Source organism: Halomonas sp. HAL1, from assembly GCF_030544485.1.
Lineage (GTDB): Bacteria > Pseudomonadota > Gammaproteobacteria > Pseudomonadales > Halomonadaceae > Vreelandella > Vreelandella arctica.
This window is the reverse complement of sequence record NZ_CP130610.1, coordinates 2,116,947-2,143,932: the sequence shown is the minus strand read 5'-3', so window position 1 is coordinate 2,143,932 and position 26,986 is coordinate 2,116,947. Positions and strand designations below refer to the sequence as shown.

The 26,986-nt window shown below is 51.1% G+C and carries 25 protein-coding genes, 2 tRNA genes and 1 pseudogene; 20 read left to right on the top strand and 8 right to left on the bottom strand.

From position 1 onward, the window contains the following. Positions 1-4: 4 nt before the first annotated feature. Entirely contained in the window at positions 5-1,138 is a 1,134-nt protein-coding gene (locus tag Q3Y66_RS10060) for an ABC transporter substrate-binding protein (protein WP_008958702.1), read from the bottom strand. Positions 1,139-1,290: 152 nt separating this feature from the next. On the opposite strand from Q3Y66_RS10060, the gene Q3Y66_RS10055 reads away from it, so the two are divergent. Together Q3Y66_RS10055 and Q3Y66_RS10050 are read left to right on the top strand one after the other, a co-directional pair. Then, positions 1,291-2,997 (top strand): potassium/proton antiporter, encoded by a 1,707-nt coding sequence (locus tag Q3Y66_RS10055; RefSeq protein ID WP_008958703.1) that lies wholly within the window; start codon positions 1,291-1,293, stop codon positions 2,995-2,997. 48 nt (positions 2,998-3,045) lie between these two features. Further along, a tRNA-Ser gene (locus Q3Y66_RS10050) sits at positions 3,046-3,136 on the top strand. Positions 3,137-3,373: 237 nt separating this feature from the next. On the opposite strand, the gene Q3Y66_RS10045 is transcribed toward Q3Y66_RS10050, so the two are convergent. After that, positions 3,374-4,345, bottom strand: a complete 972-nt coding sequence (locus Q3Y66_RS10045) for an IS30 family transposase (RefSeq protein ID WP_303319548.1) — start codon at positions 4,343-4,345, stop codon at positions 3,374-3,376. Between the two features lie 516 nt (positions 4,346-4,861). Between Q3Y66_RS10045 and Q3Y66_RS10040 the strand changes: the two genes are divergently transcribed. The 3 genes from Q3Y66_RS10040 to Q3Y66_RS10030 all read left to right on the top strand — a co-directional run bounded on the left by Q3Y66_RS10040 (position 4,862) and on the right by Q3Y66_RS10030 (position 7,711). Beyond that, positions 4,862-5,623, top strand: coding sequence for a hypothetical protein (locus Q3Y66_RS10040; protein WP_008957869.1), 762 nt, complete (start codon positions 4,862-4,864; stop codon positions 5,621-5,623). A gap of 80 nt (positions 5,624-5,703) precedes the next feature. Further along, positions 5,704-6,543 (top strand): competence protein CoiA, encoded by an 840-nt coding sequence (locus Q3Y66_RS10035; RefSeq protein ID WP_035586804.1) that lies wholly within the window; start codon positions 5,704-5,706, stop codon positions 6,541-6,543. Positions 6,544-6,625: 82 nt separating this feature from the next. After that, complete coding sequence (locus Q3Y66_RS10030; protein ID WP_008957871.1) at positions 6,626-7,711, top strand: protein kinase; 1,086 nt, start codon at positions 6,626-6,628, stop codon at positions 7,709-7,711. Between the two features lie 359 nt (positions 7,712-8,070). Here the strand turns inward: Q3Y66_RS10030 and Q3Y66_RS10025 are convergent, their stop codons facing one another. The 6 genes from Q3Y66_RS10025 to Q3Y66_RS10000 form a co-directional block, all read right to left on the bottom strand. Further along, positions 8,071-9,132, bottom strand: coding sequence for a tartrate dehydrogenase (locus Q3Y66_RS10025; RefSeq protein WP_008957872.1), 1,062 nt, complete (start codon positions 9,130-9,132; stop codon positions 8,071-8,073). A gap of 77 nt (positions 9,133-9,209) precedes the next feature. Then, positions 9,210-10,376, bottom strand: coding sequence for a mandelate racemase/muconate lactonizing enzyme family protein (locus Q3Y66_RS10020; protein WP_008957873.1), 1,167 nt, complete (start codon positions 10,374-10,376; stop codon positions 9,210-9,212). 12 nt (positions 10,377-10,388) lie between these two features. Beyond that, positions 10,389-10,844 (bottom strand): tripartite tricarboxylate transporter TctB family protein, encoded by a 456-nt coding sequence (locus tag Q3Y66_RS10015; RefSeq protein WP_008957874.1) that lies wholly within the window; start codon positions 10,842-10,844, stop codon positions 10,389-10,391. Continuing rightward, the gene (locus tag Q3Y66_RS10010; protein WP_008957875.1) at positions 10,841-12,382 is read right to left on the bottom strand and encodes a tripartite tricarboxylate transporter permease; all 1,542 of its coding nucleotides are present in this window, start codon (positions 12,380-12,382) and stop codon (positions 10,841-10,843) included. Before Q3Y66_RS10010 ends, Q3Y66_RS10015 begins: the two co-directional genes overlap by 4 nt. 89 nt (positions 12,383-12,471) lie before the next feature. Next, complete coding sequence (locus tag Q3Y66_RS10005; protein ID WP_008957876.1) at positions 12,472-13,422, bottom strand: tripartite tricarboxylate transporter substrate binding protein; 951 nt, start codon at positions 13,420-13,422, stop codon at positions 12,472-12,474. Between the two features lie 192 nt (positions 13,423-13,614). Further along, a complete protein-coding gene (locus Q3Y66_RS10000; protein ID WP_008957877.1) occupies positions 13,615-14,352 on the bottom strand; it encodes a FadR/GntR family transcriptional regulator in 738 nt (245 codons plus the stop codon). 514 nt (positions 14,353-14,866) lie between these two features. Here Q3Y66_RS10000 and Q3Y66_RS09995 point away from each other — a divergent pair. The 15 genes and pseudogenes from Q3Y66_RS09995 (at position 14,867) to Q3Y66_RS09925 (ending at position 26,908) form a co-directional block, all read left to right on the top strand. Further along, a tRNA-OTHER gene (locus Q3Y66_RS09995) sits at positions 14,867-14,945 on the top strand. 52 nt (positions 14,946-14,997) lie between these two features. Beyond that, complete coding sequence (locus tag Q3Y66_RS09990) at positions 14,998-15,726, top strand: hypothetical protein (RefSeq protein ID WP_008957879.1); 729 nt, start codon at positions 14,998-15,000, stop codon at positions 15,724-15,726. Positions 15,727-15,819: 93 nt separating this feature from the next. Further along, entirely contained in the window at positions 15,820-16,194 is a 375-nt protein-coding gene (locus tag Q3Y66_RS09985) for a hypothetical protein (protein ID WP_008957880.1), read from the top strand. Positions 16,195-16,285: 91 nt separating this feature from the next. Next, positions 16,286-16,963, top strand: coding sequence for a hypothetical protein (locus Q3Y66_RS09980; protein WP_008957881.1), 678 nt, complete (start codon positions 16,286-16,288; stop codon positions 16,961-16,963). A 423-nt stretch (positions 16,964-17,386) separates the two neighbouring features. Continuing rightward, on the top strand, positions 17,387-17,737 hold the full coding sequence (locus Q3Y66_RS09975) for a hypothetical protein (RefSeq protein ID WP_008957882.1): 351 nt from the start codon (positions 17,387-17,389) through the stop codon (positions 17,735-17,737). Positions 17,738-18,567: 830 nt separating this feature from the next. Next, a complete protein-coding gene (locus Q3Y66_RS09970) occupies positions 18,568-19,389 on the top strand; it encodes a DctP family TRAP transporter solute-binding subunit (protein WP_008957883.1) in 822 nt (273 codons plus the stop codon). Further along, on the top strand, positions 19,356-19,544 hold the full coding sequence (locus Q3Y66_RS09965) for a hypothetical protein (protein ID WP_274377711.1): 189 nt from the start codon (positions 19,356-19,358) through the stop codon (positions 19,542-19,544). Before Q3Y66_RS09970 ends, Q3Y66_RS09965 begins: the two co-directional genes overlap by 34 nt. A gap of 62 nt (positions 19,545-19,606) precedes the next feature. Beyond that, positions 19,607-20,119 (top strand): TRAP transporter small permease, encoded by a 513-nt coding sequence (locus tag Q3Y66_RS09960; protein ID WP_008957885.1) that lies wholly within the window; start codon positions 19,607-19,609, stop codon positions 20,117-20,119. 2 nt (positions 20,120-20,121) lie between these two features. Beyond that, the gene (locus Q3Y66_RS09955; RefSeq protein ID WP_008957886.1) at positions 20,122-21,393 is read left to right on the top strand and encodes a TRAP transporter large permease; all 1,272 of its coding nucleotides are present in this window, start codon (positions 20,122-20,124) and stop codon (positions 21,391-21,393) included. A 23-nt stretch (positions 21,394-21,416) separates the two neighbouring features. Then, entirely contained in the window at positions 21,417-22,190 is a 774-nt protein-coding gene (locus tag Q3Y66_RS09950) for an SDR family oxidoreductase (protein ID WP_008957887.1), read from the top strand. 19 nt (positions 22,191-22,209) lie between these two features. Then, positions 22,210-23,142: a 3-hydroxyacyl-CoA dehydrogenase gene (locus Q3Y66_RS09945; protein WP_008957888.1), complete on the top strand. Its 933-nt coding sequence runs from the start codon at positions 22,210-22,212 to the stop codon at positions 23,140-23,142. Between the two features lie 33 nt (positions 23,143-23,175). Beyond that, the gene (locus Q3Y66_RS09940; RefSeq protein ID WP_008957889.1) at positions 23,176-24,108 is read left to right on the top strand and encodes a 3-keto-5-aminohexanoate cleavage protein; all 933 of its coding nucleotides are present in this window, start codon (positions 23,176-23,178) and stop codon (positions 24,106-24,108) included. A 12-nt stretch (positions 24,109-24,120) separates the two neighbouring features. Beyond that, complete coding sequence (locus tag Q3Y66_RS09935) at positions 24,121-24,639, top strand: gamma carbonic anhydrase family protein (RefSeq protein ID WP_008957890.1); 519 nt, start codon at positions 24,121-24,123, stop codon at positions 24,637-24,639. Between the two features lie 82 nt (positions 24,640-24,721). Then, complete coding sequence (locus tag Q3Y66_RS09930; RefSeq protein WP_008957891.1) at positions 24,722-25,786, top strand: LacI family DNA-binding transcriptional regulator; 1,065 nt, start codon at positions 24,722-24,724, stop codon at positions 25,784-25,786. After that, positions 25,761-26,908, top strand: a pseudogene (locus Q3Y66_RS09925) (glycerate kinase). Before Q3Y66_RS09930 ends, Q3Y66_RS09925 begins: the two are co-directional and overlap by 26 nt. Positions 26,909-26,986 lie beyond the last annotated feature (78 nt).

The window sequence follows — 26,986 nt, the reverse complement described above, 5'->3', positions numbered from 1 at the left end:
GTGATTATAACGTGTGCGGATCTACCGCTAAACGCGATACTGGCAATACCTCGCTGGTAATGCCCGTTTGCTGCAAGAAAGTTTCAAAGGCGGCATACCGTCGGCTATCTAGTGCTGCTGGGTTAAGCGCCATGCGTCGCAGGATGTCCTCCCAGGCTCCAGCATTAATGTCATTATCGAGCACCGGGTGGGTACTAATGAGCAGCTCCCAGGCAGCATCAGGATTGTCGACGATCCAGTGACTCGCCTGCTCAAGGGCAAGCACAAAGCGAGACCACGTATCGGCGCGGCGGGCAAGGGTATCGCTATTGGCCAGCACTACTAAGCCGTCACTACGGGGAATATCCAGCTCATCGAAACGAATGATGTGGGTGTTAATCCCTTCCGTTGCTAGCTGCTGAGGAAGGTAGTGATAAAAACCATCCGAGACCGCGTCGATTTGGCCTTCTCGCATTGCTCGAATTGGGTCGAAGTGTAGGTTGACCGGTGCTGCGAAATCATCGGTTTGCTGAACTGAGCGGGGTAGTAACCGAGGAATACTCAGGTCGCGGCCTTCGCCAGTGGTATAACCGTAATGTAACCCTGCCAAGGTATTTTCAGTTTCCGCTTGTTCTTCCCCCGTCACAATGACCGCCGTAAGCGACGTTTCAATCAGTGTCGCAATCCGGATAATCGGTGCGCCGTTATGGGCTTGTAGATGAAGCAGCGGCTGGCGCGTTAACGCTAGATCAACCTCGCCTGCGGTTAGCAGCTTGATGGCGATGGAAGGGTCGGCCGGTGACTGAATCTCTACCTCAAGCCCTTGATTAATATACAGGCCTCGTTCTTTCGCAATCACCAAGGCAGCGTGCTGTGGGCTTAGGTACCAATCCAGCATCAGCGTCAGGTGTTTAACCGGCGGTGGCTCAAGAGGCGGGGCCGGGGCAAGTGCCATAGTGGGCGCTGCTTCGGTATCACTTTCAACGGGTCGCCATAGGCCATCCGGCACCTCAACGTCGGCATCCAACGTTAGGGGGGCGGTTTCTTGACTGCTTTCTCCACTCTCTTCATTTGCGTAACTAGCTGAATTAAAAAATAATAACGTAAAGATGAGGCTCAACAGAACAGGGTGCCAATAGCGTGACAGGCAGCGCAACATAGTCAGTAACTCCAAATGTTGTAACGGCGAAGTGTAGCCGCCCAGGAAAGCTTCTGACTAGCCCTTTAACCACAAGGGCGCGCGGAGAAGACACAGTAAATTCAACGGTTACATGTAATAATAGCGCTGTATTGATGTAGAGACGGAGAGTCATGGACGCAATTTATATGTTCTTTTTGGTAGGCGGCTCGCTGATGGCGCTCAGTATCTTGGCCAGCCGCTTATCGTCAATGATGGGTGTGCCACTACTGCTGATCTTCCTTGGGCTAGGCATGCTAGCGGGTGAAGAAGGCGTGCTGGGTGTTGTGTTTGATGACTACTCCATGGCTTTTGCAATCGGCCATCTCGCGCTCGCCATGATCTTGTTAGACGGTGGCTTACGTACTCGCCTCAAAACCTTCCGGGTAGGTTTTAAGCCCGCACTTTCTCTCGCGACCTTTGGGGTCTTTATCACCAGCGCCATTGTTGGCGTGATCGCGATGTGGATTTTTGATCTCACCATCGTGCAGGGCCTGTTGGTCGGTGCCATTGTCGGGTCTACCGATGCCGCCGCGGTGTTCTCAATGCTCAGTGGTCGCGGGGTCAATCTTAACGAGCGGGTAGGGGCCACGCTTGAAATTGAATCGGGTACCAACGACCCGATGGCGATTTTCCTAACCTTGATGCTGGTAGAACTGTTAGTTGGCGATATTGGTGGCCCCACCGAAACGCTGCTGTTTTTTATTGCCCAGTTCGGCATTGGTTTAATTGTCGGCCTGGGTGGCGGCTGGCTGAGCGCTAAACTGCTGCGCTGGCTAGACTTGGCACCCGGTCTATATGCGATGTTGGCATTAGCGCTTGGCTTCAGTGTATTTGGCCTAACCAGTGTACTGGGAGGGAGCGGCTTCCTGGCCATCTACTTGGCCGGTTTGATGATTGGTAATCAGCCGGGGCGCCACCTCAACTTTATCCTCCCTGTTCACGATGGCCTCGCATGGCTTAGCCAGATTGGTCTGTTCCTGGTGCTTGGCCTGCTGGTGACGCCGAGTGAGCTGTGGGATGTGGCACTGCCCGCTGGGTTAGTGGCGCTGGCGCTTATCTTTATTGCGCGCCCCTTGGCCGTGCTGATCACTATCAAGCCGTTCTTTAAGTTCCGCTGGCGGGAAACCTTCTTTATTGCCTGGGTCGGTTTAAGAGGGGCGGTGCCCATCGTGCTGGCTATCTTTCCGGTGATTGGTGGGGTTGAAAACGCTTCACTTTACTTTAACGTCGCGTTTGCCGTGGTATTGATGTCGCTACTGATTCAAGGCGGCTCGCTAACGCTGATGGCCAAGTGGTTGAAGGTAGAAGTGCCGGTAGGCACCGTGCCTAACCGACGCGGCCCGCTGGGCATTTTGCCAGAAAACGATTTTGAGCTATTTGTTTACGGCGTAGAGAACCAGGATTTGGAAGACGTGCCTATCCGGCTTCTCCGCTTCCCATCCGGGGCGCTGATTTCCGCGCTGTTTCGCAACCACACCATGCTTCACCCCAAGGGCAGCACGCGCTTAAAACTTGGGGACGTGATTTGCGTTATCGGCCGCTCAGAAGACCTGTACTCCCTTAACCGGCTGTTTAATGGCGATGCCAAGCTCAAGCAGGAGCGTGCCTTCTTCGGCACGTTTACCCTGGATGGCAGCGCACAAATGCAGGATATCGCCCAGGCCTATGGCTTAACGCTAAGCCCCGGTGAGCAAAACATGACCCTGGCTGAGTTTATTGCCCTACGCGTGGGTGGGCACCCGGTAGTCGGGGATGACGTAGACTGGCACGGTATTCATTGGGTAGTCAGCGATATGGAAGGCGGAAAAATTACCCGTGTCGGGTTACGTTTGTACTAAAGGCGTTGACTTCCAAGGAAAAGCTGTTATTATACGCACCCATAAGCCGGAGGGATGGCAGAGCGGTTGAATGCACCGGTCTTGAAAACCGGCGTAGGCTAATAACCTACCCAGGGTTCGAATCCCTGTCCCTCCGCCAAGTATTACGAATAAGCCGCTGATTTCAGCGGCTTTTTTGTGTCTGTAATTTAACCGGCCCATACCCCAGCCCATACTTTGGTTTTGGCTCTCATTGGGCAAAACTGAACTGTTTTGGACGCTGACTCCCTTACTGCTGATTCTTTGTTACTTACCCTCGAACCATAATTCATTAAAAGCTGTATGCGTGCACGCTCGTGAGAGGTGACACTGGCGGCCTCAAGTTCCAAGTGCAACACTATTGAAGAGTGCTCGGGCCGGCGACGGATTTCTTGAGCACCTCGGCGTAGACTTCCAGTGGCGAGCGCCAATCCAGTGTCTTGCGCGGCCGTGTATTGAGTGAGTCGGCGATCTCGTCGAGTTCTTCCTGGCTGTAGACCGACAGATCCGTGCCCTTTGGCAAGTACTGTCTCAACAGCCCGTTGGTGTTCTCATTGGAACCCCGCTGCCATGGGCTATGCGGGTCGGCAAAGTAGATCGCTGTCCCCGTCTTCTGAGTGATCTCGGCATGTTTCACCATCTCTTTGCCCTGGTCATAGGTCATGGACAGGCGCAGGGAGCGCGGCACCTCATTGAGCTTGTCGCTGAAGCCGACAGCCGCCGCTGTGGCCGTGGTGCCATCCACTTTCGCCAGAATCACTAAACGCGTCGTGCGCTCCACCAATGTACCAACGGCAGAGCGATTGTTAGCGCCCATGATGAGATCCCCTTCCCAGTGGCCGGGCATCAGGCGATCTTCGATTTCAGGCGGCCGCAGATGGATGCTCACCAAGTCTGGAATCTGTTGTCGCCTATCCTTGCCACGGCTGCGAGGGCGTCGTTTACCTTTACCCTGGCGCAAACAGGCAATCAGCTCTTTCTTGAGCGAGCCGCGCGGCATGAGATAGAGCGCATTGTAGATGGCTTCGTGCGAGACGTGGCGGTCAGTATTATCAGGAAACATACGCTTTAGTGTGCGGGCTATTTGCTCTGGTGACCAGTACTTGCGCAGCAGGTAGACCACCAGTTCGAACAGCTCACCGTCGAGAGGAAGCTTCAAGCTACGGCGAGGCCGACAGCGGGTCAGTCGGGCGCGATGTCCAGCGAGGCTGGCGTCATACGCTCTGTTAGGGCTAACAGTATGACGCACCAGTTCTCGTGAAATAGTACTGGGCGAACGCCCTAACTGACGGGCGATAGCGCGAATCGAGTGGTTAGCCCGCATCAGCATGATGGCGGCTCGGTCTTCGGCAGAAAGATGGCGATAACAGTGAGTCATGGCAATACCCTACCTGATAGGTTAGGTGTTGCACTTGGTCATTGAGACCGCCACTCTCTTTTCATTAAGATACTGTCTTCTTAAGAATTATGAGAAATCTCGATTGTCCGATATCGACCCTCAGCGGACGTTCTCTGAAACCGTAATTTGCTGGAGTTTTAGCTAACACTGCTCGTTTTTCTGGTGACGGTTGTAATATAAGTGCGCATATTTCTGGAAAAGTATGCTGTGAGTCGTTAGTAAAACAATGGTTTATAAAAAGGCGTTGTATGCTTATGCGCCATCCTGAAAAAATGGTCATAAAGTTAACGCGCATGAGCATTTTTCTAGCGAGCCCTTACGAGCAAAAAAGTATGCACTTTTTTCTATCAGTAGATTAGGGACCTTTTGGCAAGGTGAGGCTTCCCAGAAAAACGCGCATTCGCATGAATAAAACTGTTATAACTTTCACCAAAACTTAGAGCATATATGAATTCAAAATTATCTGGCACTCAATTGGTAAACCTGAAAAACTCGGTAGTTGAGGATTTCGATGCCTCTAATTGGAGGGAGCTAGGTGCGCTCACAAATACATTAGATCAAGTTGAAAGCCATTCTAGATTGTTAAGGAGCCTTAGCTGGGGCGATGAAGACTATGATGGCCTTGACTTAACGTTTCTAAGGAAGATGATTGGCCCAAACGATGAAAATCTTGGTATCGTCCAAGACTATATCTCAAAGAAATGCACTATATCAGGTGAGGATATTTCAAGTGAGGCGAGTGCCGAAAGAAAGGTAGTATTCTCTCCAAATATCTTCAATCTCCCAGCTGAGGGCGTAGACCCGAATCTGGTTTCTGTAATGATGCCGTTTTCACCTTCTTTGAGACCTGTGTATGACTCGATTCAATCAGCGGCTCAACTACAGGGATTGATGTGCATGAAAGCGGACGATATATGGGATCATTCAACGATAATTCAGGATATATTTTCACTGATATTTCGCTCGTTTATTGTTGTTTGCGATTTTACAGGGAAAAATCCAAACGTATTCTATGAGGCTGGCATTGCTCATACACTTGGTAAGCATGTAATCCCCATTACGCAATCAGAGCAAGACATACCATTTGATCTACAACACCATCGATACATCAAATATTTGAACAATTCCGAAGGTCTTGCCGAACTTCAAAGATCTTTATCTTCCCGGTTTTCGACATTGAACGCGAAGCGAAATCCATCATGGTTATAACAAATGCGTCAATTAGGACGCTCGCAAGCTCGCGCCTATTACGCGGGTGTTAGGGCAGTCGAAGATTTGAGTATGTAAATATGCAATCGGCATTAGTAAATGATGAAAAAGTAGAGGCATTTTCAGGCGGCAGAGGAAATTGCCCCATTTGTGGTGCTGAGACTATCGCCAAATGTGGGCCACGAATAATGCATCACTGGGCTCACCACAGACTCAGAAATTGTGATCCCTGGTGGGAAAATGAAACTGCATGGCACCGGGAATGGAAAAACAAGTTTCCATTAGAATGTCGAGAGGTTTCACATGTGGCAGAAGATGGAGAGATACACAGAGCTGATGTTAAAACCCCAACAGGTATAGTGATCGAAATTCAACATTCCGCTATGACGGATGCAGAGAGGATATCCCGCGAAGAATTTTACCAAAACTTAGTCTGGATAATTGATGGAACAGTATTTCAAGATAATTTTGACATCTATCATATGTTGCCAGATCCAAACTCAGAATTAGCCCAGGACTTGGTTTGGAGTAAAGCTAAAAGACATATGAATGGCGCTAATGCAGGGCTATTTTTTCGGCTATCTGAAGCACTTGAAGAAGACCCTACTGTTACAAAAGCTACATTACGCGGCGGCTGGATTCATGGAATATATAACATTGAGGAAGAAGTAAAAAACTCCTACAACGGCTACCACCAATACGATTGGGTCAGGCCAAGAAAGACTTGGTTAGATGCAAAAAATCCAGTATATATTGATTTTGGTGACGAATATCTTGTGAAGTTGGATACATATGATGAATCTGGTCTTAAGTGTATCAGGTTAGTTTCTAAACGAAAATTTGTGCATGATGTTATGGTCGAAGATAAGGCGGAAAACATTGCTGCACGCTTTTATACAATTGCATCAGGCAGGCCCTAATAAAGTGCTGCTAGGTACAAACCTACGATACGCTTCGGTTTGCCCCAGAGCACGTTGTTAAATGCAAAGGAATCTCAGCTCCATGGAACAAATAGATTTTCATGCCCTCGATGATGCTCAGAAGAAATTTATGTTAGAGGTTGCTTTGGGTAACAAAGGGACGTGTGTTTCAGTTTCTGGAGGTATGTGCGGAGAGATTTATGTTTTTGATCAAGGTGAAAATGTATCACCTCGATATGTATGTGCAAAAATACCGATACCTCTTACAAACGCTTCCATTCAGGAAACGAATAAAAGGTTTGTTAATGAACTAAAGAATCAGCTTTCATATAACCACCAGATGTTTGTTCATTGGGCGTTTGATTTCACTGAGGTTCTTGGAAACCCTGTGGCACTATTTCGTTATTGGGGAGGAGACCTTGAGAAGGCGATACGAAAGTCTGAAATTTCTAGCGTGACCGAAAAGCTTTCAATAATGGTTTATGTTAGCAGTGGCTTGAGCCACTGCTATGAGAGCGGTCTAATAGCACATCAAGATTTGAAGCCTGCCAATATTTTTCTGAGGGACGTAAAAAACGAATTTCGTGGTTTACCTGATCTGGATATCTATAACTTGGCGCTAATCGCTGATTTCGGTCTAGCAAATGCTTTTCGAGACTCTTCCGTCTTTGGTGGTTCACGGCCTTATATGGCTCCAGAACAGTGGAGTGAATCTGAGCTTTCACATAAAACGGATATATTTGCGCTGGGGGTCATTCTCTATGAGCTTATGAGTGGTGGCTTCCATCCGGTTGGCATAAAGCTAAATGATTATTGGCCTCGACCTGTTGAGGGTAATAGTAAAAAGTGGACTAAGGCTGATGCTTGGAAAAAATGGGCTACGACTGCAAGTATAACTTTTGAGGGTATTCCTCCAATAGAGCCTGAGGTCCAATTACTTATTCATGACATGCTCTCAGTTGAAGCCGCCGATAGACCATCTATTGAGGAGGTCAAGATATCATTACTTGATATTATTAAACGTGAATCAAAAGAAAGCTTTGTTCAGTTAGAATTCCTTGTCAATTATTTTGAACAAAAGGCATTTACAGAATCTTTAAAAGACAGATGGCCATATTTGTGGGAAAAATGGGGGCAATTTCAAACAAAATTTGAAAAGTGCATTTAACAAGTTGCTGCACGCGGATAAATTACTCGGTACGCTCGCAATTTGCCGATGAGCAAAGCGTTATAGCAGATTCGACTAAAGGACCGATCTTGGCCGATTCTTGCCTCCCTTAGAAATATTACTGACTGATGTAGCCATTCACTACTAAGCAGTGTAAAGATCATTTTTTCGTTATGAAAACATCCTTCTGTTTCACCTTGATCGGTAAAGCAGAGGGAGGTCGCTTTAGGCTTTTTTACCTCGTCATGCGATCTAAAATGCTGTATTCATTCGAATAAAAATGATCCATTAAGCAATGCTTATGAAAGTTTTCTTTAAGCTGCTTCAAGGGTGCCATCCTTGAAGCAGTTGCAAGGTACTTACTGTTGTTCGATGTCGGAACAGATGGCTCGGGTCGCATCCTGCGTGGTCGCAGTGCCACCCAGATCCTTTGTTTGTAGGCCGGAGGCGGTCAATCGCTCTATGGCTGCCATAAGTCGCTCAGCTGCCGTCGTTTCCCCTAAGTGTTCCAGCATCATGGCAGCCGTCCAGAAGGCGCCCACGGGGTTGGCAATGCCTTGTCCGGCGATATCAAACGCCGAACCATGAATCGGCTCAAACATGGAGGGAAAAGCTCTTTCTGGATTTAGGTTGGCGGTGGGCGCAATGCCTAAACTGCCTGAAAGAGCGGCGGCCAAGTCAGACAAAATATCGGCATGCAGATTAGTCGCAACAATGACATCCATTGTCTCCGGCTTAAGCACCATGCGAGTGGTTGCGGCATCAACAAGTTCTTTATCAAACGTTACGTCAGGAAAGTCTTTTGCAACCTCGTAGAACACTTCATCCCACAGCACCATGCCGTATCGCTGGGCGTTGGACTTGGTGACCAAGGTTAGCTTTTTCCGGGGGCGACCTTGGGCGAGCTTAAAGGCGAAACGGTGAATGCGTTCTATCCCTTTTCGGGTAAATATCGCCACCTCCGTGCCGACCTCCTCGGGGTGCCCACGATGAGCACGGCCACCGTTGCCCGCATATTCACCTTCACTATTTTCTCTAACGATCACCCAATCAATTTTCTCAGCCCCTTTTAAGCGGCTATTAACACCAGGGAGCACACGGGCAGGGCGTACATTGGCGTATTGATCAAATCCCTGACAGATAGCGAGCCTAAGCTCCCACAGCGATATATGGTCGGGAACCTCTTGGCTGCCCACCGCACCGAAGTAGATAGCATCAAATGTTGAGAGCTTTTCCAGTCCACCCTCGGGGATGTATTCACCTGTCTCAAGGTAGCGCTGAGAACTCCAATCAAAATCTTCGAATTCAAACTGAAAATCGTCACTTTTTTGCGACAACGTTTCCAATACCTGCTTACCCGCCTCAATAACTTCAAGGCCTATTCCATCACCTGGGATAACGGCGACACGATGATTGCGCATATCTTAAACTCCTGCTTTTATGGATTACTTTGTTGTAAATTGTTGTGGCTGAGCGGAGAGGGAGTTAACCGCACCGCTCAACGAAGATGCTTATCGAAGACTTTCATAAGTTCACGTTTGTCCTCAAAACCAATGCCGGGCATTGCCGGGATGGCAACATATCCTCTCTCGATGGGGGTCGAGTCGGCGAAGCCGCCGAATGGCGCGAAGACCCTCGGGTAGGACTCGTTTCCTCCCAGCTTGAGGCCGGAAGCAATGTTGAGAGCGAACTGATGGCCACCGTGCGGAATACATTGTCTCGGTGACCAGCCGTGTTGCTTCAACACCTTGAGCATGCGCAGGTATTCCACTAGGCCGTAGCTAAGAACCGGGTCCATCTGCAGAATGTCGCGATCGGCGCGCATGCCGCCATAACGCAGCAGGTTGCGAGCATCCTGATGAGAAAATAAGTTCTCGCCGGTGGCCATGGGGGGCGCATAGTGCTCACCCAACTGCTGCTGCAAGGCGTAATCGAGTGGGTCACCCGCCTCCTCATACCAACGAACCCCATAGGGGGCCAGGCCCTCGGCGAAGGCCAGCGCGGTCTTGAGATCGAAGCGGCCATTGGCATCGACGGCAAGGCGCGAAGCGTCACCGACGACCTCGATCGCCGCCTCGACCCGTTCAAGGTCCTCGGCTAAGGGGATACCGCCGATCTTCATCTTGGTGCAGGTGTAGCCAAGGTCGAGATAATCACGCATCTCGTCCTTGAGGGCACTGACCTGCTTACCTGGATAGTAGTAACCGCCTGCTGCATAAACCGCTACTTTCGCATCGGCCGTCCCATCCCCATGACGCTCGGCCAGAAGTTGCGCCAGGGACTTGTTCTCCGCCTTGGCGACGATGTCCCACACAGCCATGTCGATGATGCCCACCGCCACCGAGCGCTCACCGTGCCCACCCGGCTTCTCGTTGGCCATCAACACGTCCCATACACGGAAAGGGTCTAGGTTAGTGCCGCTATCATCGAGCAGAGCTTGTGGGTCGGCTTCACGAAGGCGGGGAAGGAAGCGCTCGCGTAGTAGCCCGCTTTGCGCATAGCGGCCATTGGAATTAAAGCCGTAACCCACCACCTGACGGCCATCGACCCAGACATCGGTATAGATCGCTAGCACCGACACATCCATCTTGGCGAAGGAGATGTAGGCGTTGGCAATGTCCGAAGCGATCGACACTCGCGCCTCTCGAATATCAGTGATTTTCATGTATCACTCCTATTATAAGAACAGTCCCGTCGGCAGGCGCACATTGAGCACCTCCGTAAAGGTCAGGTAAAAGACACCGACCAGTACTAGGATCACCGGGGTCCACTTCAACATGCGTTGCCAGGTAACCGCTGTCTCCACACTGGCCAGATACCAGGTGAGCGTAAAGAAGGCGATCACCGTCGTTAGCAGGAAACCCAGGATCTCGACCACGCCCCACCACACAAAAAAGCCAATCATGACGGTGATCAGTCGCCGCGGACTGCCGGTAATCTCGATCTGGCGGCCACTCGGCTTGATAAACCCTTTGACGATCAAGGCGATCGAGATCAACGCGAGGACCAACAGAATGGCGCGTGGAAAGATGATACTCAGCCGCCCAATATCACCCCGCGGGAACCACAATACGGCGCCAAACACCAGACCGAGAGCACCTGAGGCGATATCGGTATTCAGACGCAGAATCATGACGAGCCTCCACTGTCATTAGCATCAACCTTATCCAATAGCCCCTTGCGTGCCAGCCACATGGGCACCAGCGCAGTCGCCGCGCCTAGCACGACTAGACCCGCAAGTACCATAGAGAGTGGGTTGCTCACCAACCTTAGCCAAGGAATCGGATCGACGACTGCCGCCATCAGCGTTTGGACATAGCCTTGCTCGGCTATCCCGCCGAGTATCAAACCAAGCACGATGGGCGCGGCCTGGATGCCGATCAACCGCAGGAAATACCCGGCCGTGCCAAGGATCAGCATAATCCCGACATCGAGCATGCTATTACGCAGAGCAAAGGTACCGAGAATGGTCACCATGGCGATGCTCGGTACCAGGAAGTAGTAAGGTGTGCGAATCACCACGCGGTGAATTACACGTCCCCCCAATAGCCCGACAGGTAATAGCATTAACGCGGCCAGCCCCATCGAGAGTATGAAGCCATTGGTCAGCACACCCGACTGAGTGAAGAGATCGAGTCCTGGACGCAGGCCATGCATCAGCAATACCCCGAGGATGATGGCATCAGGCGGCGCGCCGGGAATGCCCAACGTCAGTAGTGGTACCATGCTGCCGGCGACCATCACGTTATTACTCGATTCCGACGCCACCACGCCATCGACGTTGCCCTTGCCAAAACTTTTAGGGTCCTTAGAGAAACGCCGCGCTTCGTTATAGGCCACTAGGCTGGTGACATTGCCCCCGGCGCCGGGGATGATAGCGATGACCTGGCCGATCAAACACGAGCGGATAAGATTGGCCGGTTTGCGGAAGATATGCTTCGCAATCTTGCCGATGGAGACCTCTTTCTTACGCAGTTCGCCTCCGTCGGGCAGGGCGCCGCGTCCCTCCGCCGACATGGTCAGCAACTCGGGGATCACGAAAAGCCCGATCAGCGCTACAATCAGCTCGATGCCGCCTTGTAATGGCGGGTAGCCAAAAGTGAAGCGACTCTCACCGCCGACTGGCGATACCCCGATCGTGCTCAGCAGGATGCCGATACAACCTCCCAGCAGGCCTTTAAGTAGGGAGTCGCTTGACAGGCTGGCGACTAGTGTTAGCCCCAACATCGCCACCCAGAACATCTCCGATGGTCCGAAGGCGACTGCCAGCCGCGCAAGCGGCGGCGCGAGGATCAATAGGAATATGACCCCGACAATACCGCCCACCACCGAGGCGATGGTGGCCGCTGCCAGAGCCTCATAGGCACGGCCCTGACGTGCCATGGGGTAGCCATCGAAAGTCGTGGCAATGGACGAGGGGGTACCGGGGGTATTGATCAGAATGGCGGTGAACGCCCCGCCATAGATAGAGCCCATGTAGACTGCACCTAAAGCGATCAACCCCTGCAAGGCCTCCATCGAGAACGTGAAGGGCAGCAACATGGCAAGTGCCATCGTCGCCGTGAGCCCGGGCATGGCACCGATGAAAAGTCCCGCCGACACTCCGATCAGGACGGTCAACATGCTCTCAAAAGTCAGAAGGGAGGTCAGCGCCTCCAGTAACATATCCATGGGTCACCCTCCTGGTGGCAACGCGAACGTTGCCAGCATGGTGAAAAGAAAATAGGGGGCCCATCAAGGCCCCCGCGGAGGGAGGAGTGTTACTCGGCTTCTTCGAGGATCGGACCGTAGGCCTCGCGTAGCATGGCCATTACTTCATCAACTTCGTCACCGGTGATGTACTCCATCACGAAGCCCAACGGCTCCTGCCTTTCAGTGATTTGACGATTGGCTTCAGCGAAGGCTTCTTCTAGGGTAGCCACCACGTCATCGGGTGTGTCCTTCGGCACCGCGACACCGCGGTAGGCACCTCCGACGATATCGTAGCCCTGTTCCTTGAAGGTGGGCGCATCAGGCAGTGCCTTAACACGTTCCTCGGCGGCTACGGCCAACACCTTAACGCTATCGGCCATTTCAGTACCGAGCATGGTGTAATTAAAGATCCCGGCGACATGACCGCCTTCAAGCGCACCTTTAAGCGGCCCAGTACCTGAGAAGGGGATGTAGGTTAGGTTTATATCGGCTTCTTGTTCGAAGCGCAGCATGTCCAGATGGTTGGCACTATAGGTGCCACTGCCCCCCAGTGTGATGGCTTCGGGGTTTTCCTTAGCGTCCTCAATCAGGTCGTCCAAGGTGTCATAGGGGCTATCGTCAGAAACGATCAACGCATTGGGCGTTGAGTGGAAAAACGTCACGATTCGCCAGTCGTCAGTCGTGTAACCAGCATCATTACGCTGTATTGGCTGGCCGATGATATGGGGAATGTTCACGCCGATGATCTCGTAGCCATCGGGCTCGGCGTTATTCTGGAACTCGCTCCACGCCACGGCACCGCCGCCGCCTGGTCGATGCGTCACATTGACCGAAACGCCAAGGACGTCTTCAAGTACGGGTTCCTGAAAACGTGCTGTTACATCGGATTCACCGCCTGGATCGAAGGGAATGATGTAGGTGATGTCGTCTTCCGGGTACTCGGCCTGGGCCAAGCCAGCAACACTGAGGGCACTGATAGCCGTTACGGACAACGCAAGTGTCTTGTAGGTAAACGTCATGGAATGCTCCGACTTAGTTGTATTGTTTTATGTACGTTTCTTCGTCGTTATCGGTAGTTGCGCCAATGATAGCCGTGGTTATTGTTTTTATCGTACTCGGCTTGCGTCCTACCAGATCGTTACACACCACTATTTTCCAGCGTGAACAACCTTACTGTTCAAGCTAGTCGAGTTGTAAAAGTTGTCAAATTCCTATCCCTCAAAGACGCGTCGACGCGAACTACTCAAGTGATGCTGCATACAAAAAGCGGCACGTTCGGCATCTTCAGCGAGGATGGCATCATGGATATCACGGTGTTCGACTTGTACTTCGGGGACATGGCGCTCAGGGCGTCGCAAGCCAAGACCGCGCGCCATGTTCTGGCCATATGTGATGGCTGACTTAAGGGACAACAGGGTATCGGAGAAAAACCGGTTGTGCGTGGCGTGAGCGATGGATAGATGGAAGTTGAAATCGGCATCTACCCCCAGCGCATTGTCGCGGATACGCTGTTCAAGCAATGCCAGTGCTTGGGTCAGTGCCACGCGCTCCTCTTCTGTTGCCTTGATGGCCGCGAGTCGTGCGGCCTCGGTTTCCACGGCGATGCGAAACTCAAAGCAGCGTTGGATATCGGCTAGGCTTTCCAGCGGAGCGAACTCCAGCATGGCACGATCGGGGCGCCGCTGTACGAAACTTCCTGCGCCACGTTGCGAGCGAATCAGTGCATCATCGCGCAGTCTAGCCAATGCTTCGCGCACGATAGGACGAGACACGCCGTAATGAGATGCCAATTGCTCCTCTGATGGCAATCGTTCACCTTCACCGAATTCACGCTGAATAATTCGGTCGACGATATCACCGTAAACCCGATCGCTAAGCTTCTGGCCCTTACCATCCGGCCTCTCGTTGGAGGGCGCCGTCGGCGAGACTTTTTCCACGGATGAAGGCATGCACGTTCCCCAAGACTGTTAGTCGTCACTGTTAATGCAACAACAGCATACGCCAGCAGAGTGTTATGCCTCCATCCCCAGAGCGATTCAATCGTTGGTTGAAGTACAAGGGTTTGGTCCTGATATCTCTAGGCTGATGCGATTCTTATTCTCAAAACAACTTTCCTAAATCCTAGGTGTAATGAGATGGGGGGGGAAAGTACATGGAACAAACTCCATCGAATAGGTGATCCGGTTTAGCTCTATTTACACACGCCTTGTGCTAAGGTGAATTAACGTAATGGCAAATATCGACCCAGAGCAGCCATTCTTGGAAATGCAGCAGGAGCGCGAATTTTGGCTATACGGCCTAATGGGAATGAACATTCCAAATAATCATAGGCTTGGGTGAATTTGGTAGGCTGCATTTGCCGGAAAAAAATGCCAGCACGTTCATTCAATCATAGAAGGCGCCGTCTAAAACGCTGTTATGCATTATAGTTGCGCTCGTTCGAAAGAATGGTAGTATTGCATTGCGTCTATAGCTCAGAAGGGTGAGAGCGCACATTAGGCTTGTACTAATGTGAGGTCGCTGGTTCGAGTCCAGCTAGGCAAAGTGCATTTAATAGTTAAAGTGTATTTTGCCTAGTATATTCGGAGAATTTCGTGCCTACTGACAACAGTAATACATCTTCCATACCTCGAAGTATTTTCTCAATTCAGACAGAGAACGTTAGAGAGCTTGAAAAAGCTTGGGAGCAAGGCAATCGCCTTGTAAATGAATCCCTTAGATCTAGTGATCAAGCATCTATATCTATCCAAACTAAGTTAATGGCTTTGCTTTTTTCTGCTTATACTGAAGCAATTTTCTCTAAGCTTATTCATACTCCAAGTGCTCTAAATCAACAAGAAATTGACTTGTTAAAAGGCAAGTTCAAGCAAAACTCTTATTTAGGATGGGTTGAATGCCTTAAGCTTGTTGTCAACAAGATAACCGCGAAAGATCAAGCGCACAAAGATCAAGTTATTTACGAGGTCAAAAACTTATTAAATACTTATATAAAAAAGCCTAACGAAGTTAGAAACCGGATGGCGCACGGACAGTGGGTAGTCGCATTAAATTCATACAACACTCAAGAAAATGAAGCAGTCACAGAGAAAATTAGAGATCTAGACATAGTTGTTCTTACAAGATACAAAAAATCATTTTTTTTAATGGCTCTTATTATTGAGGATCTCATCGAGTCTCCAGATAAAGCTCATGTCAATTCATATCAAAATAGCGTTGATAAATTTAATCGAGAGCAAGCGAAAATGGCATCTTGGACTTTACAAGGTCGCGTACAAAAATTGAAGCCCAAACCAACATTTTGTGAGAATTGTATAACAAAGTGATTATATTTGTTCCGCCCCTTTGGGGATCCACCGGACGGCTCACGCTGAGCGCGGCTCGCCGCATATCACGGCGTTACGTAACGAGGTCGAGCTATGGATGAGTCACTGTTGGCTTCGGAAATTGCGAGCAAAGTTATTTCGGAAACTCAGTTCTGGATTGCAGTCATAGGGTTGATAGGCGTAGTTATTGGCTCCCTTTTGACGATCTTCGGAAATATAGTCCTTCATTGGCTCAGAGAGAAGCCAAAGAATGAGTTAGATAAAAGCCGAGTGGCTATGCTCAAAGAAATGCTGGATGACGATAGGTTTCCTGAAAAGTGGCGACATCTATCCGTCTTGAGCGCCGTTGTAGGTACTCCTGATGAAGAGACGAAACGGTTGCTCTTCTTAGCCGGAGCTAGAGGGTCTGAAAAAGCAGATGGAAAATGGGGTTTGGTTCAGAATCACCCATTTCCCGGCCCGAAGTGATGTTACGTAACAAAGCAATTAAACTCGCTCCCTACGGTCGCTGGACGCTCGCTCCTCGCGCCGTTTATTGCGGGCGTTAGCCGAGAAGACGATGATTCCAAGTTTTGAAAATCGCGAACCAGAACAGATCATTACCGACAGTAACTATTTCGAATCGTCAGGACGAATTTACAAAGCGCTGTCATGGCTTGATTACGCCAAACGGACTAACAATATTAGTGCACTCGAATATGCTGCGCTGGAAACTCGGTTGGGAGTCGAGCAACTTCTTTTTGAGCAACTGGTGGTCGGGGTTGGTTCAGAACTAGAGCAAAAGGAATATAAAAGATGCAAGGGGAACGCAAAGCTTCTTGATCAGATTTTGAAACGGCTGATTCCACAATACGAGAAGTTGGTAGATTTCACGGTCGCCTTGGCGCCACAGGGTATACCAATATCGAAGTGGGACAATTCCCGCCTGATTGAACACAGCGGGAAAGTATCGAAATACCTTCATTGGTCTGGGGGCCTTGATACAACGGTTCAATCCGATGAATGGTTTAATTCTGGCGTCGACACAGTATCTCGGGCTGCTAAGTATGTTTGGGACACCCTCACCAACGGAAATACCGCAATCATGCGGATAGAGGATTTACAGCCCGAAATGCGGGAGCTGTGGGAGTTGTATGCAAGCGGTCAGATTACTCTTGAAAGTGCAGCCACTCGAGCTGACATCCTTGAACCAATGCTGCAAGAGCGGCTAACAAAGGGTTCCGGACACCAGAGTTAACGCGCCGTCGCCCCTGAGCCCTAGCGTTATACGAAAAAAGGTAGATGGTGAAGCGTGAATGAAGAGAACGCGAACGATAAGAAACAGCCTACGAAAAACAATACTCACCATCACTTGAGGATTCACTATCTCGTTATCACTTTCATCTATGGCATGGGTGCTTTTATCGCATATGCCATTCTATCTAGGCCTGAAAGCCAATCCAGCCTAGTTGCGCTGCTCTCTTCAGGAGCAATACTTGCAACCTTTGGCTCTGCCATAGGAGCAATCGGGCTAATTTAGCAGACTGATTTGCATGAACGAGTCCGCCAAAACGTTGATATTCTCTATAGAGATATCTTGGAACAGGAGAGTCCGTGGAGAAGGTGGCCTTTTCTTCCTCGATCCGCTAAAAGGCGTCTCCTTAATGGAGATCTGCATCAGGTGACTTTAAGCAACCCAGAAGTGACGTTAGATGTCGGGACACACGTTATTCGTATTCATCTCCCCACGGTAATGGAAGACTATTTTGACCTGCCATTGCTGGCTAATTTCTGGCCGCTATTAAGGTTTCGAAGTTCTGCGCACACCGTCTTGGGGAGAAAGAAAAATGATGAAAAAAGCGAAGAAACAGGTCTTTCTCCGTCAGATGAGTACATGGCTTATGAATGTCTTTTTGATATTTGGTCAGCGATTTTTAAGTTCCGAATATCTAGGTATATTATCCATCTTGGGTCAGGGTTTACGATTTTTGGTGCTCTGCTGGCTGGGTTTTATGCGGCCATCTTCGTATAACCAGGCGCTGCTGCCGAACAATTTTTCCGCGCCGCTCCAAAATTGCCGCAGAGCGCGGCGTTAAAGCGCTATATCAATGGTTCCTAAAAGACCGCTCCTGGCCGAGGCTGTGTGAAAACGTTAGATGAGTCCCGAGCCAGCCAAAAAGTGATCAAAAATGGTGCTCTCTCGCTCATCCTGAGGCTTCTCCATTATAAAACTTCTCTAGTTTTCGCGTACGGCAACTATATTCTGTAACGTTCGGGTGTTTTCACACAGCCTCGGCCGAAACAGGAAATTCCTGTATTGGTGCTACCGTTCTAAGCTGACATTCTAACTCGGTGTTACCGAAACCCCATAAACTGCTGGCGCAACAACTCAGAGAAATCTTAGAGCACCGCACTATGCATCCCAGTGAAATGAGTTGCTGTTCTTTAGGCAGACCTGGCAGATTTTGTCTCGATCAGTGGGGTGCATTGTATTGAGGGCAGAGTCTCTGCCTTCATTCAACGTTTTGTTTGTAAGCTCTTGATTACCTTTAAAAGTAATCTAGGGAAGCTTTCGTCTTACTTCACTCAGCTTATATTAATAATGGACCACGTATTTGCTAAACATATATGACTACGTATTCACGGATAATACTAAAGTATATTTCTTTTTAATCAGTTAGATACAACTAGATTTTAAAGGCATATATCCAACATTGTTGCATACGTATGCATTCTCTTCTATAACTTCAATTGGGCTTGAGCAGCATTGCAGAATCATGGCTGAGGCCCGTATGAAGCAACTGACCGACTACAACGACAATACGCACAGCGTTATTGCTGGATTACAACTAGGAGTGCTGTATGAAGCTTTTCCTTCCTCTCACATCTTTGGCCGCTGCCATCGCTTTGGCCGCTTCAACCCAAGCTGTTGCACAAACAGAACGTGTTATCAATGTGAGTCTACCGCTCGGCCCTGACTCACAGCAGGGTATTGGGGTTCTTAAGTTTGGTGACGAGCTTGAGCGCCTCTCAGAAGGCCGACTGACCATTGAGCCCCACTACGACAACGCATTGGGTGCTGAACGCGAAGTCGTTGAAGGCATGGGCTTTGGCATCATCGATGCGGGCATTTCCTCCACCGGTCCGATGGGAGGCTTCGTCGATGAATTCATGCTCTTTGACTTACCCTACGTCTTCGAGAACCACGAGCATGCCTATGCCTTTCTAGACAGCGAACATGGCGAGGAGCTCGCACGGCTGGCCGAGGAAGGCATGAACGTGAAGTTCCTGGCGTGGATGGAGAACGGCTTCCGCCACAACACCAACTCGGTACGTCCAATCGAGAAACCCAGCGATCTGGAAGGCATTAACCACCGCACACAGGAAAGTCGCGTCCAGGTCGATACCTGGGAAGCACTGGGTGCTAACGCGACGCCCATGGCATGGACCGAGGTTTACACCGCCCTCCAGCAAGGTGTTATGGATAGCCAGGAAAACCCCTTGGCCACCATCTATGACGTTAACTTTTACGAAGTTCAGGACTACCTGAACATGACACAACACGTCTATTCGCCAGCGCCACTGATGATGGGCCTGGATCTGTTCAATTCTTTCAGCGAAGAAGACCAGGCGATCATCATGGAGGTGCCTTGCCGGTACAGCGTGAGGCCAGCCAGGAGTTAGAACAGCGTTACCTCGGGCAACTCGAAGAATTGGGCATGACCGTAACCCATCCCGACCTTGCCCCGTTCCGCGAAGCGGTCAAACCTGTCCTTGAAGAGTGGGCCCCCACCATCGGTGAGGATCTGGTCGACGCTGCCGTCAATTACGAATACTGAGCCCACAACGTCCGCAGGCAACACGACGTCCTGCGGGCGCTTTTCCGACGCATGAGGCAGCCATGAAGTCTTATCTACTACTGGCCCACAGAGCCATTGATGAGTTTAACCGTCTGATCGGCTGGATATTGGCCGGGTTGTTGTTAGTGATGACGGTACTCATCTTCTGGCAGGTATTTGCCCGTTTTGTCGTAGGCAGCCCGCTGTTCTTCTCAGATGAAATAGCCCGCTTCTCCATGCTCTGGTTGACCTTTCTCGGAGCTGGATATGCCTATCGTAAGGGCACACTAATCTCCGTGGACATCTTACTGGAACACGCCGGGAGAACACTGGCGCGCCTGCTGCGAATTGCCATCATCCTGTGTTCCGCTCTCTTCGCCTTTATCTTGATTAAACACGGTTACGACCTGATGGATCGGGTCGCCAGCCAGACAGCACCCAGTACTCGAATTTCCATGATGTGGCCTTACATGGCCATTCCCGCTGGAGGCGTGGTTATCATGATCAATAGCCTGGGGCTGTTGCTTGATGAGGCACTCAATATTCACAATCAGCCCAAGCAGGAGGTGAACTGACCATGGCACTGCTCTTGTTCCTACTGCTGATTTCGTTGTTCATCATCGGCGTACCCATTGCTCTCTCTCTCGGGCTAGCTTCTGCGATAACTATTTGGCATGGGGATTTATCACCCATGTTGATCGTTCCCCAACAACTCATCGCTTCGGTGAACTCCTTCCCGTTGATGGCGATACCCTTCTTCATCCTCGCGGGTTCCTTGATGCAGAGTGGTGGAATATCCCGGCGTCTGGTCGACTTCTCCAACACCCTGGTCGGCAGTATGACGGGCGGCTTGGCGATGGTGGCCATCGTCACTTCACTTTTCTTCGCGGCCATCTCAGGATCTGGCGCAGCCACAACCGCTGCCATCGGCTCCATCTTGATACCGGCCATGCTGGCCAAGGGTTACCCTGGAGGCTATACCGCCGCCAACCAAGCTGCCTCCGGCGCCCTTGGCGTCATTATCCCGCCCAGCATCCCGCTGATTCTTTACGGGATAGCTGCCAATGTGTCCGTGGGGGATATGTTCATCGCAGGCATTCTGCCCGGCATCCTAGTAACGCTGACTCTGCTGATCTTTGCCTACTTCTTCGCCAAGGCGAATGGTTTGGCTGGGAGTATCGAAAAGAGTTCTTGGATGGACGTCCTGCGAGCGGGGCGCAAGGCGATCCTGGCAATCCTTATGCCAGTCATCATCTTGGGCGGTATCTACAGTGGCATATTCACGCCGACTGAAGCCGCAGTCATCGCGGTGGCTTACTCTTTCCTGATCGGGTTTGTCATCTATAAGGAAATCAAACTGAGCAGCCTGGTTGATATCCTCAAACAATCGGCTGTTACCAGCGCTATTGTGCTAAGCATCATCGGCGCTGCAGGACTCTATGGTCGTATGCTTCAGCGGCTAAGGGTGCCTGATATGGTGTCCCAATTCGCAATATCGGCCATCGACAGCCCACTACTGTTCATTATCCTGGCCAATCTCCTGCTGTTGTTTGCAGGAATGTTTATTGAGGCAGCAGCGGCGATCCTGATCTTCGTGCCTATCCTGTTGCCCATTGCGATCAGCTTCGGATTCGACCCTGTCCACTTCGGGATCATAATGGTGGTCAACCTGGCCATGGGAATGTTCACCCCACCGGTCGGCCTCAACCTCTTCGTGGCATCACAGATAGCTAATATTAGTATCGCTCGACTCACCTGGTCCGTACTGCCCTTTGTAGGAATCGTACTCATCAATCTTCTGATTATCAGCCTGCTGCCTTTCCTGTCTACTTGGCTGCCTTCGCTGTAACCCCCCCCAAGGAGAGAAACTTTATGACCGTTGTAGAAAGTTTAACGCCACGCCATGGCCTCAGAGTGCTGATTACCGCTGGTGCCAATGGTATCGGTTTAGCAATCGCTAAGGCCTTCCAGGAGGCGGGCGCACGAGTGCACGTTTGTGATATCGACACCCAGGCCTTGGCCTCGCTGCCGGAGGGCATCTCACACACTGTGGCGGATGTCAGCAAAGAGGAAGACGTCGACCGGCTGTTCCAAGATGTCGCCTCTCTGGGTGGGCTTGATGTCGTCGTTAATAATGCTGGCATCGCAGGGCCCACTGCGGGGATCGATGAGATCGATAATGACGCCTGGACCCGTACTATCGACATCAATCTCAATGGTCAGTACCGGGTTGCTCACCGCGCGACGCCGTTACTGAAGGAAAGCCAGGGGCTGTTGATCAACTTGGCATCAGTCGCAGGTCGCCTGGGCTTTGCATACCGCACTCCTTATGCCGCCAGCAAATGGGCTGTCGTCGGACTGACTAAGAGCTTGGCAATTGAGCTCGGCCCAGAAGGGGTGAGAGTCAACGCAATTCTACCTGGCATCGTGCGTGGACCGCGTATCGAAAAGGTCATTGAAGACCGAGCGGCCAAGCGTGGGCTTAGCTATGCCGAAATGGAGCAGGAAAATCTTTCTAAGATATCTATGCGCCGCATGGTTGAACCCTCTGATATTGCGTCTATGGCCCTGTTCCTGGCGGCACCTGGTGGTACCAATATTTCAGGGCAGGCGCTGAGTGTCTGCGCCAACGTTGAGTCTTTGTGACTGATATAGGAGCAGCCTCATGACAGCACGTATAGGAATTATCGGCGCAGGCTTGATTGGTCGGGCTTGGGCCATTGTCTTTGCACGAAGCGGAATGTCTGTATGTCTCTATGATGTTGATGCTAACGCTCTCGGCCAAGTCCGAGACGGCATTCGGCAATCTCTTCAAGACTTACTTCAAGCTGGCCTAATTGAAGATATTGAGGCTCCGCTATCTCTTATCCAGACAGAAAACAATCTGGCGCATGCTATGAGGGGTGTTGAGTACGTTCAGGAATGTGGGCCAGAAGACATTGATGCCAAACGACGTATCTATTCAGAACTTGAGTCGGTGGTGGCCATAGATACCGTGTTGGCTAGCTCTACCTCCGGCATCGCTGCGTCTCGGTTCACAAACCATCTGAAACACCCTGAGCGCTGCTTAGTAGCACACCCCGTCAATCCGCCTTACTTGATTCCACTCGTCGAAGTAGCCCCATCACCTGACACTTCGGAAGCAGCGGTGAACCGCACCATGCAACTGATGGAACAGGCTCAGCAAACCCCGATACTGGTTCGGAAGGAAGTCCAAGGCTTCATTCTCAATCGTTTGCAAGGCGCATTGTTGAACGAAGCGCTACGCCTGTTTCGCGATGGCTATGTTTCCGCTGAGGATCTGGATAAGACAGTTAAACACGGACTTGGCCTGCGTTGGTCGTTTATGGGGCCTTTCGAGACCATCGACCTCAATGCGCCTAATGGAGTCGTCGATTACGGCCAGCGCTATGGGCCACTTTACCGCGATGTCGACCGTCAGCGCAGCGATGATGACCCCTGGGATACCGCAACCCTGGCTGCCTTGGGCCAAGAACGCCGGTCACAGCTACCTTCCGAAGGTCTAGCTGAGCGACAAGCTTGGCGCGACCGACGCCTAATGGCGCTGATGGCTCATCAGCGCCATATCGATACCTAATAACTTTTTCACTTTAACTAGGAGAAACTTCTGATGGCTAATAAACGTAAAGTCATAATCACCTGTGCCGTAACCGGTGCCATCCATACGCCCTCCATGTCGCCACACCTACCGGTAACACCTGAAGAGATTGCTGAGGCTGGTATCGCTGCCGCTGAGGCAGGCGCTTCCATACTTCACCTTCATGCCCGCGATCCCGATAACGGTAAGCCCACACAAGATCCAGCTGTCTTCGAGCGGTTTCTACCGCGTATCAAGAAAGCTACCGACGCGGTCATCAACCTTACCACTGGTGGCAGCCCTCACATGACCGTTGAGGAACGTATGCGGCCAGCCATGGAGTTTAAGCCTGAGCTTGCCTCTATGAACATGGGGTCGATGAACTTTGGGCTTTTTCCCATGCTTAACCGATATGAGGATCTCAAGCACGATTGGGAGCGTGCCCATCTTGAGAATAGTCGCGACCTAGTGTTCAAGAACACTTTCGCCGATATCGAAAAGGCCATGACACTTGGTGCAGAGAACGGCACTCGCTTTGAATGTGAATGCTACGATATTGGCCATCTTTACAATTTACGCAATTTGATGGATCGCGGCATTATTAGTGGAAAAGTCTTCGTGCAGAGTGTGTTCGGCATCCTGGGCGGTATCGGCCCCCACCCCGAGGATGTTATGCATATGCGCCGAACCGCCAACCGCTTATTCGGTGATGACTACGAGTGGTCAGTGCTGGGTGCCGGAGGCAACCAGATGCGGATTGCTGCTCAGGCGGCAGCCATTGGAGGCCATGTTCGCGTCGGCCTTGAAGACTCACTATGGCTTTCTCCGGGCAAGTTAGCCGAAAGCAACGCGGCACAAGTAGCCAAAGTACGCGAAATTCTCGAAGGCCTTTCCTTTGAAATAGCAACGCCCGACGAAGCACGCGAGATACTTCAACTTAAAGGTGGCGACCAAGTCGGCTTCTAGGGAGAGTACTTAATGCCAGTATATCGACTAGAAGGTAACGTTCCCGAGATAGCGACAGGTGCCATGGTGATGGAAGAAGCTACGCTAATCGGGCGTATTCATCTTGCTCACGAAGTCTCTGTCTGGCCTGGCGCAGTGCTACGAGGGGATAATGAACCTATCACCGTCGGGGAAGGCAGCAATCTGCAAGATGGCTGTGTGATACATACCGACCCTGGTTACCCGGTCGACATCGGCTGTCAGGTGACCGTAGGGCACCTAGCCATGTTACATGGTTGTAAAATCGGCGATGGCGTACTAGTGGGCATGAACGCAACGGTACTCAATGGTGCGGAAATTGGTGATCATTGCATCATAGGTGCCAGCGCTTTGGTCACCTCGGGCAAACGATTCCCTCCACGCTCTTTAATCGTAGGTGTGCCCGCTAAGGTGGTCAGAGAGCTAACCGATGATGAAGTGCAAGGAGCATTAGATAACAGCAAAGTTTACGTGAAAAAGATCGACCAGTATCGGTCTCTTGAAAAGCTTTAAGAGTGAGTACGGTAAGTCACTGCCTTTGGTTCTGATGAATCGGGCTGTATATGATCTAAACGGCCCTCTGGGAGCGTGATGCATGAAAAGAAAATCCGTAACCTCCCGCGATGTGGCGAAGTTAGCTGGTGTGTCTCAGTCAGCAGTGAGTCGCAGCTTTTCAGCTGATGCCAAGGTGGCGGAGAAAACGCGCAAAAGGGTGTTGGAGGCAGCCCGGGAACTAGGATATCGCCCCAACTCCATTGCGCGCTCGCTGATTACCAGATCGAGTCGTACCATTGCTGTAGTGGCTTACAGCCTCGAAAATCCTTTCTACAGTGTCATGCTGGAAAAGGCGTCACGCTACTTTCAGCAACAGGGCTACCATCTTCAGCTTTTTTTTGCTCCGTCAGATAACGGTTTCGCTACGGTAATTGACGACATAATTAGAAGCCAAGTCGAGGGGGTGCTGATGCTGGCGATAACCATGGATAGCGCCCAGGCAGAGGAGGTGGCGAATTTTGGTATTCCTTTCGTTGTCATCAATCGTACTGTCAATTTTGATGGTATAAGCCAAGTCGGCAGTGATAACTACAGCGGGGGGTATTGGGCAGGTCACTACCTTTCCTCCCTTGGTCATCGCCGTATTGCCTATCTGGCAGGGTTGCCAGACTCTTCCACCGACCTCCAGCGGCAAGCCGGCTTTCTGAAAGGACTTGCCGATGTGGGTGTGGATTGCTATGCGATGGAGGTCGGTAACTACCGGTACGCAGATGCCTGCCATGCAACGAGGCGCCTGTTTGCTAATTCAACACCACCGGATGCGCTGTTTTGTGCTAACGATCTGATGGCAATCGCTGCTATTGATACCTTGCGGCATGAATTCGGGCTTGCAGTGCCTGATGACGTCTCGGTCATTGGTTTCGACGATATACCGATGGCGGATTGGCCGAGTCATTCCCTGACAACCCTGAAACAGCCGGTGGAATTAATGGTCTTGAAGGCTACTGAGCTACTGATGGCGCAAATCAATCAGATCGACATTAATACGGAGCACATCATGCTCCCGGTAACGCCAATGCTGCGAAACAGCACCCGCCGCTCGGCACGCCATCCTAAGGAGAACCTAGAAGAGGTGAGCGATGCACATCATCCTAGCGCCAGATAGCTTTAAAGATGCTCTCTCGGCTAGCAAGGCCGTCAGCGCGATCACTGCCGGTATTCGTAGAGCTTTACCATCTGCACAGTGTGATGCTTGCCCGATGGGCGATGGTGGGGAAGGTACTTTGGATGCTTTGATTGACGCTACAGGAGCCGAGCGGCATTACCAGATGGTGCAGGGGCCTTTGGGAGAACTTCGTCAGGCAGCGTGGGGCTGGCATCCCATTAATTTCACAGCATATATTGAACTGGCTGAAGCGTGTGGTCTGCAGCACCTGACTCTTCTGGAGCGCACGGCACTGCATAGCTCCACTCATGGGGTAGGTGAGCTGATTATCGCCGCTCTGAACGCAGGTGCTAAGCGCATAATACTCATGCTAGGGGGGAGTGCGACCAACGACGCGGGTGCAGGCATGCTGCAGGCTTTAGGGGCAAGATTGCTTGATGAACAAGGACGACCTCTGTCGCCCGGTGGGGCGGCTCTGATCAATCTTGCTCAAGTGGAGCTTGATGGACTTGATTCGCGTCTGTCTGAGGTGATCGTTGAGACCGCCGTGGATGTAGATAATCCGCTGGTCGGTGAGCGCGGTGCCAGTGTTGTATTCGGCCCTCAAAAAGGCGCTAGCGAAGAAGATGTCGTCATATTGGATGCTGCACTAGCACATTTCGCCAGCAAGGTAACTGAGACTCTGGGAAATGACTTCCGTGAATTACCCGGTTCAGGGGCTGCTGGAGGGATGGGGTTCGCGGCACGCACCTTTCTCGGGGCAGAGCTGCGTCCAGGTATTGAATTGGTGATGACCCAGGTGGGTTTCGACAACGACTTGAACTTACCGATTTGGTCATTACCGGCGAGGGAAGGCTAGAAGGTCAAAGTATGGCAGGGAAGACCCCAATTGGCATTGCCCGCTGCGCACGGGAAATGGGTGTTCCAGTAGTTGTGTTAGCGGGTAGCCTCGGTGAGGGATGGCAGTTGGCTTATGATGAAGGCGTAACCGCTGTATTAGCTTTGTCCGATGGGCCGTTAGCACTGGACGAAGCTCTATTACGCTGTGCTGAGCTGCTATCGGATCGCGCAGAGAGCGTCGTGCGTTTATTTCACTCAGGGTCACCTACGATTGTTGCCTAACGTCGGTGGTTTGCAATGCAAGTCGGCCCACCTATGTGAATACTGAGAGAGGACTCCATGCCGCTCCCTCTGGATTAG

Bases quoted from the DNA above. Each gene is read 5' to 3' on its own strand.
- Q3Y66_RS09945 (WP_008957888.1), top strand. From the start codon at position 22,210: ATGACAGCACGTATAGGAATTATCGGCGCAGGCTTGATTGGTCGGGCT.
- Q3Y66_RS09940 (WP_008957889.1), top strand. From the start codon at position 23,176: ATGGCTAATAAACGTAAAGTCATAATCACCTGTGCCGTAACCGGTGCC.
- Q3Y66_RS10030 (WP_008957871.1), top strand. From the start codon at position 6,626: ATGGAACAAATAGATTTTCATGCCCTCGATGATGCTCAGAAGAAATTT.
- Q3Y66_RS09950 (WP_008957887.1), top strand. From the start codon at position 21,417: ATGACCGTTGTAGAAAGTTTAACGCCACGCCATGGCCTCAGAGTGCTG.
- Q3Y66_RS10025 (WP_008957872.1), bottom strand. From the start codon at position 9,132: ATGCGCAATCATCGTGTCGCCGTTATCCCAGGTGATGGAATAGGCCTT.
- Q3Y66_RS10020 (WP_008957873.1), bottom strand. From the start codon at position 10,376: ATGAAAATCACTGATATTCGAGAGGCGCGAGTGTCGATCGCTTCGGAC.
- Q3Y66_RS09970 (WP_008957883.1), top strand. From the start codon at position 18,568: ATGAAGCTTTTCCTTCCTCTCACATCTTTGGCCGCTGCCATCGCTTTG.
- Q3Y66_RS10010 (WP_008957875.1), bottom strand. From the start codon at position 12,382: ATGGATATGTTACTGGAGGCGCTGACCTCCCTTCTGACTTTTGAGAGC.
- Q3Y66_RS10040 (WP_008957869.1), top strand. From the start codon at position 4,862: ATGAATTCAAAATTATCTGGCACTCAATTGGTAAACCTGAAAAACTCG.
- Q3Y66_RS10000 (WP_008957877.1), bottom strand. From the start codon at position 14,352: ATGCCTTCATCCGTGGAAAAAGTCTCGCCGACGGCGCCCTCCAACGAG.
- Q3Y66_RS09985 (WP_008957880.1), top strand. From the start codon at position 15,820: ATGGATGAGTCACTGTTGGCTTCGGAAATTGCGAGCAAAGTTATTTCG.
- Q3Y66_RS10055 (WP_008958703.1), top strand. From the start codon at position 1,291: ATGGACGCAATTTATATGTTCTTTTTGGTAGGCGGCTCGCTGATGGCG.
- Q3Y66_RS09980 (WP_008957881.1), top strand. From the start codon at position 16,286: ATGATTCCAAGTTTTGAAAATCGCGAACCAGAACAGATCATTACCGAC.
- Q3Y66_RS10060 (WP_008958702.1), bottom strand. From the start codon at position 1,138: ATGTTGCGCTGCCTGTCACGCTATTGGCACCCTGTTCTGTTGAGCCTC.
- Q3Y66_RS10035 (WP_035586804.1), top strand. From the start codon at position 5,704: ATGCAATCGGCATTAGTAAATGATGAAAAAGTAGAGGCATTTTCAGGC.
- Q3Y66_RS09930 (WP_008957891.1), top strand. From the start codon at position 24,722: ATGAAAAGAAAATCCGTAACCTCCCGCGATGTGGCGAAGTTAGCTGGT.
- Q3Y66_RS09935 (WP_008957890.1), top strand. From the start codon at position 24,121: ATGCCAGTATATCGACTAGAAGGTAACGTTCCCGAGATAGCGACAGGT.
- Q3Y66_RS10015 (WP_008957874.1), bottom strand. From the start codon at position 10,844: ATGATTCTGCGTCTGAATACCGATATCGCCTCAGGTGCTCTCGGTCTG.
- Q3Y66_RS10005 (WP_008957876.1), bottom strand. From the start codon at position 13,422: ATGACGTTTACCTACAAGACACTTGCGTTGTCCGTAACGGCTATCAGT.
- Q3Y66_RS09955 (WP_008957886.1), top strand. From the start codon at position 20,122: ATGGCACTGCTCTTGTTCCTACTGCTGATTTCGTTGTTCATCATCGGC.
- Q3Y66_RS10045 (WP_303319548.1), bottom strand. From the start codon at position 4,345: ATGCTGATGCGGGCTAACCACTCGATTCGCGCTATCGCCCGTCAGTTA.
- Q3Y66_RS09960 (WP_008957885.1), top strand. From the start codon at position 19,607: ATGAAGTCTTATCTACTACTGGCCCACAGAGCCATTGATGAGTTTAAC.